The sequence below is a fragment of the Flavobacterium rivuli WB 3.3-2 = DSM 21788 genome (genome assembly GCF_000378485.1).
Taxonomy (GTDB): Bacteria; Bacteroidota; Bacteroidia; order Flavobacteriales; family Flavobacteriaceae; genus Flavobacterium; species Flavobacterium rivuli.
Map to the genome: position 1 here is coordinate 631,164 of NZ_KB899966.1, position 13,075 is coordinate 644,238.

The window sequence follows — 13,075 nt, forward strand, 5'->3', positions numbered from 1 at the left end:
AGATGTATTATTGCTTATTATTAATAAATAATCAACCCAAATTTTAAAAAGTATGAAATTATTAAAATTACGATTTTTTTATTTTGTATGTCTCCTCTTTACTCTTGGCGCCTGGGCGCAGGACAGTACAGTAAGCGGAGTTATTACAGATGAGAACGGATTGCCCGTTCCCGGAGCCTCAGTAATGGTTAAAGGCACCTCAACTTCAACTTCGTCTGATATAGACGGTAAATACTCTGTACAGGCAAGCCCAGCCTCAACCCTTGTATTTAGCTATGTGGGTTATTCAAACCAGGAAATAGCAGTTGGCAACAAAACAACCATTAATGTATCTATGGCAGCATCGGCCCAAAACCTCGACGAAGTAGTTGTTGTAGGTTACGGTACGCAAAAGAAAGCTGTAGTTACAGGAGCTATCTCAAGTGTACGTGCAAAAGACCTTGAAAACATGCCGTTAACTACAGTTGGGCAATCATTACAAGGCCGTGCATCAGGTGTATATGTAGCACAAAATGCAGGTCAACCAGGATCTGCAGCCACTATCCGTGTAAGGGGTATTACTACTTTTGGTAATAATAACCCGTTGTGGGTAGTAGATGGTGTTATTGTAGACAATGGTGGTATTAACTTCTTAAACCAGTCTGACATAGAAAGTATGGAGGTACTTAAGGATGCTGCCTCTCAGGCAATCTATGGTGCAAGGGCTGCTGCGGGTGTAATATTAATTACTACTAAAAAAGGTAAAGCAGGAAAATTTACTGTTAACTACAACGGTTTTGCAGGATTTTCTAAAGCAGCACGCAAGTTAGACCTTTTAAATGCCACCCAATATGCTACATTACGTAATGAAGCATATTCTAATGGTTATACAGGAGGCACTTACAATTTGCCATATCCTAACCCTTCAAGCTATGGACAGGGTACAAACTGGCAGGACCTTATCTTTAACGATAGCGCACAAAGATCTCAGCATGAATTTAGCATAAGCGGCGGTAATGATAAATCTACATTCTATATGTCTGTTGGTTTAACAGATCAGGAGGGTATTGTTACAACTGCTATATCTAATTATAACCGTAAAAATATAAGGTTAAACTCTACTCATAAATTAGGCCGTTTTGTAACCGTTGGGCAAACACTTGGTTACTCTAACGAAAAATCTAAAGGTTTAGGTAATACAAATAACGAGTTTGGTGGGCCACTTGCTTCGGCAATCAATTTAGACCCTACTACCCCTGCCATTGTAACAGACCCAAACACAAGGCCAAACCCGGGTGAATATACTAATCACCCTTACGCTATTAGAGATGCCAATGGTAATTACTATGGCATGTCTGATGCGGTGCAAAACGAAATGACAAACCCGTTAGCTTACGTACAAACGCGTCTTGGCAACTATACCTGGGCAGATAACTTTGTAGGTAACGCTTATGTAGAGTTAGCTCCTGTAGACGGACTTAAAGTAAGAAGTACTGTAGGCGGTAAGCTTGCTTTTTATGGTACAGAAAGCTTTACTCCACTTTCATACCTTAACCCAATTAACAACGTTACAAGAAACAGCCTTTACAGGGAACAAAACAGGGGCTTTGGGTGGAATATAGAGAACACAGCATCATATACTAAATTAGTTGGTAAACACAATTTTAGTATACTTGCAGGACAGGCAACTTATGTAGACGACGACAGAAGGTCTAATGGTGTTACTTATTATAACCAGCCGGTTAACACCCATGCAGAGGCTTCATTTAACTGGCCTACAATCCAGGATGACATTCAGGGATGGGGATCTACAGGTAACAAGCACATTGTAACCTCTTTATTTGCAAGGGCTACGTATGATTATAACGAAAAATATTTATTTACAGGTATCGTTCGCCGTGATGGTTCTTCACGTTTCGGGCCAAACAATAAATTTGGTACATTCCCTTCGTTCTCATTAGGATGGGTTACTACAAAAGAAGATTTCTGGAAAGAAAATAAAGTAGTTACTAACCTTAAAATACGTGGTGGATATGGAGTTGTAGGTAATGACAACATAGGTAACTTTAATTACCTTGCCCTTGTAAGTGGTGGCAGGAACTACACTATAGGATCTGGAGCAGATTCTAATATTAATGTAGTAATTGGTAACAGCCCTAATGCACCGGCTAATCCAAACCTTAAATGGGAACAAACTTCTCAGTTAAACGTAGGTTTTGAGGCTACATTATTTAGCGACCTATCTCTTGAATTTGACTATTACAAAAAGAAAACTACAGACATCCTTCAGGATATCCAGATACCTGGCTACGTAGGAGCACCGGGTAACCCACAGGGTAACGTTGCCGATATGCAAAACACAGGTATTGATATATCTTTAACATACAGGAAACAACTTGGCGACTTTAACTTAAGTGTAAGCGGTAACGCTTCTACACTTAAAAATGAAGTAACAAGCGTAGGTAACGACCGTAGGTTTAATACGGGTCCGGGATTCCAATCTATGGGTGCACTAACACGTTATGAAGTAGGCAGTGCATATAACGAGTTTTATGGTTATCAAACAAACGGTATATTCCAGAACCAGGCAGATATTGATAATTATAAAAATGCTGCAGGAACTGTAATACAGCCTAATGCTGTACCAGGCGACTTTAGATGGACCGATTTAAATGGTGATGGCAGGATTAATGAGGACGACAGAAAATACCTTGGCAACCCGCTACCTAACTTTACTTATGGTTTAACTATTAATCTTGCTTACAAAGGCTGGGACATTATGGCATTTGGACAGGGAGCTGCCGGTAACAAAATATTCCAGGGGCTGCGCAGGCTGGATCTTGGTAATGCTAACTGGCAAACCGCTGCTCTTGATCGCTGGACAGGAGAAGGATCTACCAATTCATACCCAAGATTATCTACATCAGACAATAACCAGAACTTTACAAGGATGTCTAACTTTTATTTACAGGATGGCGACTATTTCAGGATAAAAATCATCCAGTTGGGTTATTCACTTCCAAGTGACATAATTAAAAAAGTTGGATTGTCTAAAACCAGGCTTTATGTAACTACAGAAAACCTTTTCACATTTACAAAATATACAGGTTTCGATCCGGAAATAGGTGGTGATGTAAGCGGTATAGACCGTGGCTACTATCCTCAGGCGAAATCGTTTATGTTAGGTGTAAACTTATCTTTCTAATTAAAAATGTTATTGAAAATGAAAACAAGGAATTTTAATCGCGGTGTTGTTACAGTAGCCGCGGCGTTAATGTTAATGGCGTGTAGTAAAGAGTATTTAGAAGTAACCCCAACGGGACAGTATGAAGAAGACAATTACTACCAAAATCAGACCCAGGCATATTCCGGTTTAATATCGGTTTATGATATAATGAAAAAACAGGCAGGTGGTTTCGAGAACATGGTTGCTATGCTAAATGCAGGATCTGACGATTTTTATGCAGGTGGCGGTAGTTCTACAGACGGTGCCGGTATACAGGGTTTTTCTAATTACCAGATAAACTCTAACACTATACCACGTAGTTTCTGGAGTGATTTTTACCAGGGAATATCAAGGGCTAATGTACTTTTGGTTAAGCTTCCGGCTGTACCCATGGATGACGCCCTAAAAACAAGATATGCTGCGGAGGCTAAAGCGTTACGTGCATATTACTATTTTCAGTTAGTTACAATGTTTGGCGAAGTACCATTTTATACCACAAACTTAACATCTGCAGAATTTTACACTATTGAAAAATCTCAGACATCTGTTGTATATGCGCAAATAGAGCAGGATTTAACTGAAGCAATTGCTGATTTGCCACCAACTGTAAACCTGGCTACCGAAGCCGGACGTTTTAGTAAAGCTGCTGCACAGGCGCTTTTAGGAAAAGTGTTTCTTTACGAAGGTAAAAATGCGCAGGCAGTACCATTATTTGCAGAGGTAAACGGGACACCAGGACAAACAAGCCAGTATGGTAATAAATTGTTAGCTAATTTTTCTGACTTATGGGTTATTAGTAATAAGTTTAATACCGAGTCTATACTTGAGGCGCAGTATACTAACAAGAGTAGTTCTACATGGGACAACTGGGGTTCAGGATCTGACGAGGGTAACTCTCTAAACCAAATGATTGGGCCACGTGGTTATAGTAAACCATCAGGCAGTAATGCACCTGATTATTATCCTGGCTGGGCATTTAACCCGGTAACTACAGATTTAGCAAATGCCATGCGAAATGACCCACGTTTTGCAGCTACCATTGCAGATTTAAATCCGTTAGTAGCAGCAGGTTCAGCATCATACTCACCTGCATACCAGGATACTGGTTATTTCCTTAAAAAGTTTATGCCAAACCTTGCTGACCGTACTACAGAAGCAGGTACAGTAGAACTAAACTTTAGGCAAAATATGTATGTTATACGTCTTGCAGACACCTATCTTATGGAAGCAGAGGCTTTAGGTGGTACAGGGGCAAGAGCACAAGCACTTCTTGATGCTGTTCGTTCACGCGTAAATCTACCTTCAGTACCGGTTTCCATTACTGCTATTTATAACGAACGAAGAATGGAACTTGCAGGCGAAGGACACCGCTGGTTAGACCTTGTGCGTACAGGCAGGGCTGCCACAGTTCTTGCATCACGTGGTTTTATAGCCGGTAAACATGAGCATTGGCCTATACCTTTAAAAGAAACAGAAAACACGAGGATTACTCAAAATCCTGCTTATAACTAAGATATGAAGACAACTTTAATAATAAAAAATAGCTTTTTTGCTGCAATTGCAGCCATAGGGTTTGTTGCATGTACACCTACAGAGGTAGAGAACGGCAACCCATTAACAGAGGGCAACCTTGATGCATCTTTTACAGCTACAGCTATAGATGGCAATCGTTACTCTGTAACGGCGGCTAACGATCCTAATGTACAATACCATGTATGGAAATGGACAACCGTTGGCGGCACTGTGGGAGGTACAGCAGGAGAATCAAGAGGTGGTGCTACAAAGCAACTTGTATTTCCTACCCCGGGTACCTATACTGTACAGCACAGGGCTGTAGGACGTACCGGAGGCACAAGCTATGTGTCTGAACAATCATTTGTAGTGACCACATTTGCGCTTGAAGATAACATTGTGGCAAGTCCTAATTTTGAAAATACAGCCGACTGGACTGTACTCAATATCTCTAACAACAACTCTGTTGTATGGACATTTAATACCGGTAGCGCAACTGTAAGCGGTGGAGATACGTCATATAGCGGTAAAGGTATTTATCAGGCTGTACCGGTTACAGCAGGTACCTATCTTTTAGATATGCATGTAGAGGGCGCAGGATCGAGAGATACATGGTTTGAAGCTTATGCATCATCTACACGCCCTGCACAGGGTGGCGATTATACCACGGGCGGAATTAAACTTGGTCTTAATACATGGACAGGTTGCGGAAACACACCTTTTAACGGACAGTTCTCTGCATTAGCCTGTACAGGTAGTGGTGCAAATGTTACAGTTGCCGAAGATGGTATATTATATATTGTAATAAAATCAGGTAGTGGCCAGAATAATGGCATCAACTCTATTACGATATCTAACGTAGCGTTAAGAAAATATATCGAATAAATAATTTTTGGGTTAGTTGTAAATAGCCTGTATTCACTTTTTGATTACAGGCTATTTTTTATACCCAACCCTGCCCTTTTATAGTTGCAAATTGCTATAATTTGAATTAACAATTTTAAAAAATGAAGAAAAATCTTGTAACCTGCCTTTTGTTATTATCAGGAACAATCTGGGCACAACAGGCATCAACTCAAAAAAATAATTATACAGCTGCCGGTAAAAAGGTAACGGTATATACAACCGCAGATAGCATAAACTTAAGGTTAACACAAACCGATAACCTTACCTTTTCTGCATCTAAACAGCCTCTGGAAACAGAGATATCCATTTTTGTAGAACCTCAAAAAACCTTCCAGACCATTATGGGTATTGGAGGTGCCATAACCGATGCCAGCGCAGAGGTTTTTGCTAAACTATCTCCGGTAAAACAAAAAGAATTTTTAACTGCTTATTACGATAAAAAAGATGGTATAGGGTACAATATTATACGTACTAACATACACAGCTGCGATTTTAGCAGTGGCAGTTATACTTATATTAAAGAGGGCGATAAAAGCCTTAAATCTTTTACTATAGACCACGATAAAAAATACCGGATACCGCTTATAAAACAAGCTTTAAAGGCTGTAGGTGGCCCGGTAACGCTTTACGTGAGCCCTTGGAGTCCACCTGCTTTTATGAAGGATAATAAGAATATGCTTAAAGGCGGTAAGCTATTGCCTGAATATTATCAGACATGGGCAGACTATTATGTTAAGTTTATTAAGGCATACGAAAAAGAAGGCATACCCGTATGGGGGCTTAGCATACAAAACGAACCTATGGCTACACAAACATGGGAGTCGTGCATTTTTACTGCCGAAGAGGAACGCGATTTTCTTAAAAACTACCTGGGCCCAACTATTAGGAAAGAACTGGGCGACAAAAAAATAATTGTTTGGGACCATAACCGCGACCTTATGAACCAGCGTGCCAATGTAATATTTTCTGACCCCGAAGCTGCAAAATATGCCTGGGGAATGGGTTTCCATTGGTACGAAACATGGGCAGGCGGAGAACCAATGTTTGAAAATGTACAAAAGGTACATGAAGCCTACCCTGATAAAAACCTGATGTTTACAGAGGGATGCATGGAAGCTTTTAATGCTGCCAAATATCAGTACTGGCCTACCGGCGAGCGTTATGGTAAGCAAATGATAAACGACTTTAATAACGGCACCGTGGGGTGGACAGACTGGAATATTTTGCTTGACGAAAAAGGTGGCCCTAACCATGTAGGTAACTTTTGTTTTGCCCCTATTCATGCCGATACTAAAACGGGAGAGCTTATATATACTCCGTCTTATTACTACATAGGGCACTTTTCTAAATTCGTACAGCCAGATGCTAAACGCGTAAGTTCGGCAGTAAGCCGCAGCCAGCTGCTTAGCGCCTCTTTTATAAATAAAGACGGCAAAATGGCTACTGTAGTTATGAACCAAAGCGATAAAAAGGTTACCTACAGCCTTATCATTGGTATACAAAAAGTATCTGCAACGGTACCTGCACATGGAATACAAACCCTGGTTTATTAAACCGGTAAAAAAATTATTTCGATGAAAAAAATATTATACATACTCTTACTGGCCATTGGTGCACCGGCTTTTAGTCAGGGATACCTGCATCAGGACAATCAGGAAATAAAAGACGGTAATGGCAATAACGTATTGCTTCGCGGCCTTGGCCTTGGCGGCTGGATGATACAGGAAGGCTACATGCTGCAAACGGGAGCCTTTGCAGGGCCACAGCATGAAATTCGCCAGAAAATTACCGCCCTTATCGGCGAAGAAAGAACCGAAGCTTTTTACCAGTCATACCGCGATAACGGTATTACAAAAAGAGATATAGACTCGCTTAAAGCGTGGGGTTTTAACTCTGTGCGTTTGCCCATGCACTATAACCTTTATACGTTACCAATAGAACTGGAACCTGTTGCAGGCCAGGATACATGGCTTGATGAAGGTTTTACCCGTACCGACCAGTTACTGCAATGGTGTGAGGAAAACGAAATGTACCTTATACTGGATATGCATGCTACACCGGGCGGCCAGGGAGTAGACGCCAATATATCTGACTATGATGATAGTAAACCATCATTATGGGATAGTGCAGAGAACCGCAGAAAAATGGTAGCCTTATGGCGCAGGCTTGCCGATAGGTATAAGAATGAACAATGGATAGGCGCATATGATTTGATAAATGAACCAAACTGGAACTTTACAGGTAGTAACCAAAATGGTTGCGATGAAGGATCTAACATTCCGCTAAGGCAGTTAATGGTAGATGTTACTACAGCCATAAGGGAGGTAGATACTAACCACATGATTATTATAGAAGGTAACTGCTGGGGCAATAACTACAACGGTATCTTCCCATTGTGGGATACTAACATGGCCCTTAGCTTTCATAAATACTGGAACAATAATTCAACGGGCTCTATACAGGGTATGCTAAACTTTAGGTCGCAATACAATGTGCCTATATGGCTTGGTGAAAGTGGCGAGAATAGTAACGTTTGGTTTAGGGATGCTATAGCCCTTATGGAGCAAAATAACATAGGCTGGGCGTTCTGGCCGGTAAAAAAGGTAGAAAGTATAGCAGGCATTACAGATGTTACCAAGACAGCAGCTTATCAGCAATTGCTTAACTACTGGGGTGGCACCGGCACAGCACCAACTGCAGATGAGGCTACTGCAACATTGATGGATCTTGCGGATAAATATAAAATGGAGAACGTTAAAGTAAAATATGACGTTTTAGATGCTATGTTCCGCCAGGTAACAAGTACAGAAACATTACCGTACAAAAACCACCCGCTGCCGGGCAAGGTTTATGCTACAGAGTATGATTTAGGCCGCTACCAGTATGCTTATAACGATGCCGAAGTTGCTACGTACCATACCGATGGTGGCAGCTATGTAGCATGGAACCAGGGTTGGTCTATGCGTAACGATGGTGTAGATATACAGGCTTGTACAGATACTGAAACAAATGGCTTTCAGGTAGGTTACACGAATGCAGGCGAATGGCTTTTATATACCCTCACTAATGAAAATGCTACTGCCTATGATATTGATATTCGCTATGCAGGCTTTGGAGGTTCTTTACACCTTGAAGACGAAAATGGCAGGATATCTGAACCTGTTATTCTCGCCTCCTCCGGTGGTTACAGCACATGGTCTACAGTAACTATTAATGATATAATATTAAAAGCAGGAACCAGCAAGTTGAAATTAGTGATAGATGGCGCAGGCTTTAACCTTAATTTTATTGAGTTTAAAAACCCTGTGGCCGCCGCAAATGCCGATTTTAAAGTAGTAGATGCTACAACTAATGTTTTAGGTGATAAAATTATTATAACATTTAACAAGCCGCTTCAGGCGGGTATCAACTTTACACAAAGCAGCCTTTCTTTAAAAGTAAACAATACCGCTGTTGCAATAACAGGTTATTCAGATGTTGCGGGGAACACCTTTACATTAACTCCTGCAACTGCTATTAATGCTAACGATGTGGTGTTACTTAGCTATGCAGGTACAAACATTATTGCTACAGATGCTACTGTGCAAACTGCCTTTACAGATAAACCTGTAGCTAACCGCATGGGCACTATTTTACAAATACCCGGTACTATACAGGCCGAAGCTTTTTATGCAAACAATGGTCTGAGCCTTGAAACTACAACCGATGTGGGTGGTGGCCAAAACATTGGTTACACAGATGTAGAAGACTATCTTGATTATCTTGTAAATATAAATGAGGCAAGCAATTACAGGATAGAATACCGTACTGCAGGCGAAAGTCAGACCGGCAGGATTAAATTACAGCTTATAAATGCAACTACGCAGGATATACAAACAGTAACCCTTAACCCTACCGGGGCATGGCAAACCTGGCAAACTACAGTGTCTACCGCACAAATGCCTGCAGGCAGGTATTTTATGAGGATTTTAGTAGATGCATCGGGCTTTAACTTTAACTGGGTTAAATTTACTCCTATCGCATCCGATGATGATGCCGACGGAGTTCCTAACTCGCTCGACCTTTGTGCCAATACACCCGCAGGAACAGTAGTAGACTTTAATGGCTGTACTTTATTTACATTAGCTGCAAACAACTTTACAGTACTCGTAGCCGACGAAACGTGCAGAAGCTCTAACAACGGCAGCATTGCAGTTACATCAGCTTCAAACCATAATTTTGTAGCTACACTTACAGGTACAGCTTCTCAAACAACTAATTTTACAACCACTGCAACGCTCGGCAACCTTGCTGCAGGTACTTATGAGCTGTGTATTACATTACCTGAGGCACCGGCTTACAGGCAGTGTTTTAGTGTTGTTATAAAAGAGCCCCGCGACCTTTCTGTACTGTCTCGCGTGTCTAACGCTGAGCGTACTGTCGAAGTAGACCTTAACGGAGGTAACCTGTATACCATTACACTTAACAACCAAACGTTTACAACAACAAGAAGCACCGTGAGCCTTTCGCTAAACCCGGGCATAAATAATCTTGAAATAAAAGCAGATAATGATTGCCAGGGTATTTACAGGCAAAGTATTACTCTAAGCGACACAGCTGTAGTGTACCCTAACCCGGTAAGCGGTAGTAACATTGTAAATGTTGCAATGCCTCTTGGTAAGGAAAATATATCTATAGAGGTTTACAGTACACTTGGCAACAGGGTGTATGTAAAAGAATACAACCCGCAAAACGGTATGCCTACAGTAGATATGAGCCAGCTTCAGGGTGGTATTTATATCATGAAAATAGTATCTGGCACCTATACATCTAACGTTAAAATAGTGAAAGAATGAAAAAGATAATAGTAGCATTAACTATGGTATCTCTAATTGCTGCAGGCTGTGGCAGTAGTGATGACGGTAATGGCAACTCAGGTGGCGGCACTACTGCCGCTACCCTTAGCCTGCCTACAAATAATTCTGAATGTATTACAGGTACAAGTATTAATGATTCGCAAAGCGCTGTTACTTTTGAATGGACAGCCGTGCCAAATACAGTAACGTATTTTGTGAATGTAACGAACCTTAACACCGCTAATGCCCAGCCGATACAATATAGTGCGGGTACCAATACAACCCAAACTATAAACCTGTTAAAAGGTACTCCCTACTCCTGGTATGTGTCGTCCAGGAAAGCGTCGGGAGAGACCGGTCAAAGTGAAAAATGGAAATTTTATAATGCAGGCGATCCTGTAACAAGCCATGCGCCGTTTCCGGCAGACCTTGTAAGCCCGGTTATGAGCAGTACTATTTTAACTACAAGTATAACTTTACAATGGAGAAGCAGCGATATAGATAATGATATTGCAAACCATAAAGTATATATGGATACTAATACAAATCCTTCTACACTTGTGGGTACGGTAACACAACAGTCTTTACCAAACCTTACGGTTAATAGTGGCGGAACCTATTACTGGAAAGTTGTAACTACAGATGGTGCTGGCAATGCAACAACATCGCCTGTGTTTCAGTTTAAGGTACAGTAAATTTAATATTTTTTTTGTGATACAAGAGAGGCTGCTTATTGGGCAGCCTCTTCTTTTTTATATTTTTCACAGCACGTATTTACCAGTCGGTAGATGGTTTATAATTGCCTTTTCTGATGGCTTTAATTAATAATCGTGTGAAAGCATTAAAATGGGTTTCAACTATTTTTTTTGCCTGCGGTTCTATAAGCTTTCCCTTATCATCCCAGAATGAAGGGAAAGGCATAACATGCTTTTCGTTATTAACATCGGTATAATATATCTCTATTTTACTGTACGTTACTTTTACCCTGTTATCTTTAAATTCTGTAGTGGTTGTAAAGGTTGCGTAATAAGTAAACTCTTCTTTACTCTTGTTTCTTTTACTTTTAGAAATGAACGTATCGTTAGATACAAAACTTAAGAGGCTGCCTTTTTCGGCACTATCCATAACACTGGCAATACCACTATTGTATGTTTCCTGAATGTATTTATTAGCATGGCTGTATAAGGTATCTGCCGGAACACCATCAAAATAAGCTATAAAATAGTTTTTAGTTTCATCCTGCTTAGATACTAATCCGGCAGGTATAATTACAAAATCCTGTGCAAATGTGGCGGTACACGTCAGTAAAAATAATAATAGTGTTTTCATAAAATTCTAATTAAGTTTTAAAAGATAATAAGTGGATTCTTACAAGTTATAAACATATTGGCATGTTTTTATATACTGTATATGATGTAAATAAAGCAAATAAAACAGTTTATTCCTACGCAATTATATCAACTTTAAGAAACTAACTCGTAATTACACAAGCACTTGTTAATTAAATTTAAAAAAACTTTGCAGTCATAACTTAATTCATATATTTGCTTCAATATAAAGCAGCAATGCTGTAACGTACAAAAAATGGTATTTAATCAATTACATCATCATCATTTACTAACTGGCTCATACGCGAGTAGGAAATGATTTTGTAGTAACCACAATATTTTTCTAAACCCGTCTGAGTAAAATCAGTCGGGTTTTTTGTTTTTTAAAGATCACTCTACTTTTTTTATTCAGGCTTTTAACCAAAAAACAATGAATAAACTAAAGATTGCTGTCCAGAAAAACGGACGGTTAAGTGAAAAATCACTACAACTGCTAAGCGAATGCGGCATTAAACTCTCTAACGGGGAGCGAAAATTAAAGACCGTATCGTCTAACTTTCCTATTGAGATACTCTTTTTGCGCGACGATGATATTCCTCAATATGTAGAGCAGGGCGTTGCAGATATTGGCATCCTTGGCGAGAACGAAGTTTGGGAAAAAAACAAAGATGTATTAACCATACACAAACTGGGCTTTGCTAATTGCAGGCTCTCCCTTGCATTACCAAAAGATATTGATTATAGGGACCTCTCCTACTTTAATAATAAAAAAATAGCCACCAGCTATCCTGTTATCTTAGATAAATTCTTCAAAGAAAACAACCTTACCGTAGAGATAGAAACAATAGGAGGCAGTGTAGAGATTGCACCGGGGATAGGCCTTGCCGATGGTATTTTTGATATTGTAAGTACCGGCAGTACCCTGCAAATTAATGGGCTTAAGGAGGTTGAAGTGGTTACCAAAAGTGAGGCGGTGCTAATAAGCAACAAAACGCTAAGTGCCGAAAAACAGTATATTTTAGAAAGGCTGTTGTTCAGGATACAATCGGTTAAGAATGCTGCCGAGAACAAATATATACTACTTAATGCTCCTAACGAATCGGTAGCAGAAATTGCGAGGATATTACCCGGAATGAAAAGCCCTACCATACTGCCCCTTAAAGAAGAAGGCTGGAGCAGCATACACTCTGTTGTTAAGGAAGACCAGTTTTGGGATATTATAGACCAGCTTAAAAAACTGGGGGCCGAAGGTATATTGGTTATTAATGTAGAAAAAATGATACTGTAAG

At 40.1% G+C, this 13,075-nt stretch carries 8 protein-coding genes; 7 read left to right on the forward strand and 1 reads right to left on the reverse strand.

Features of this window, described 5'->3' with window-relative positions; genetic code table 11:
• The first annotated feature begins 52 nt into the window (after window positions 1-52).
• The 6 genes from F565_RS0103070 (at window position 53) to F565_RS0103095 (ending at window position 11,153) form a co-directional block, all read left to right on the forward strand.
• A complete protein-coding gene (locus F565_RS0103070; protein ID WP_020211728.1) occupies window positions 53-3,184 on the forward strand; it encodes a SusC/RagA family TonB-linked outer membrane protein in 3,132 nt (1,043 codons plus the stop codon).
• An 18-nt stretch (window positions 3,185-3,202) separates the two neighbouring features.
• On the forward strand, window positions 3,203-4,717 hold the full coding sequence (locus tag F565_RS0103075; protein WP_020211729.1) for a RagB/SusD family nutrient uptake outer membrane protein: 1,515 nt from the start codon (window positions 3,203-3,205) through the stop codon (window positions 4,715-4,717).
• A 3-nt stretch (window positions 4,718-4,720) separates the two neighbouring features.
• Window positions 4,721-5,602, forward strand: a complete 882-nt coding sequence (locus F565_RS22260; protein WP_020211730.1) for a hypothetical protein — start codon at window positions 4,721-4,723, stop codon at window positions 5,600-5,602.
• A 122-nt stretch (window positions 5,603-5,724) separates the two neighbouring features.
• Window positions 5,725-7,176: a glycoside hydrolase family 30 protein gene (locus F565_RS0103085; RefSeq protein ID WP_020211731.1), complete on the forward strand. Its 1,452-nt coding sequence runs from the start codon at window positions 5,725-5,727 to the stop codon at window positions 7,174-7,176.
• A 21-nt stretch (window positions 7,177-7,197) separates the two neighbouring features.
• Window positions 7,198-10,458: a carbohydrate-binding protein gene (locus tag F565_RS22590; RefSeq protein WP_020211732.1), complete on the forward strand. Its 3,261-nt coding sequence runs from the start codon at window positions 7,198-7,200 to the stop codon at window positions 10,456-10,458.
• A complete protein-coding gene (locus F565_RS0103095) occupies window positions 10,455-11,153 on the forward strand; it encodes a hypothetical protein (RefSeq protein WP_020211733.1) in 699 nt (232 codons plus the stop codon). The genes F565_RS22590 and F565_RS0103095 overlap by 4 nt, the downstream gene beginning before the upstream one ends.
• 79 nt (window positions 11,154-11,232) lie before the next feature.
• On the opposite strand, the gene F565_RS0103100 is transcribed toward F565_RS0103095, so the two are convergent.
• Complete coding sequence (locus F565_RS0103100; RefSeq protein WP_020211734.1) at window positions 11,233-11,787, reverse strand: DUF4468 domain-containing protein; 555 nt, start codon at window positions 11,785-11,787, stop codon at window positions 11,233-11,235.
• Between the two features lie 429 nt (window positions 11,788-12,216).
• Here F565_RS0103100 and hisG point away from each other — a divergent pair, with 429 nt between their 5' ends.
• Window positions 12,217-13,074: an ATP phosphoribosyltransferase gene (hisG, locus tag F565_RS0103105; protein WP_026299850.1), complete on the forward strand. Its 858-nt coding sequence runs from the start codon at window positions 12,217-12,219 to the stop codon at window positions 13,072-13,074.
• Window position 13,075: the final 1 nt, after the last annotated feature.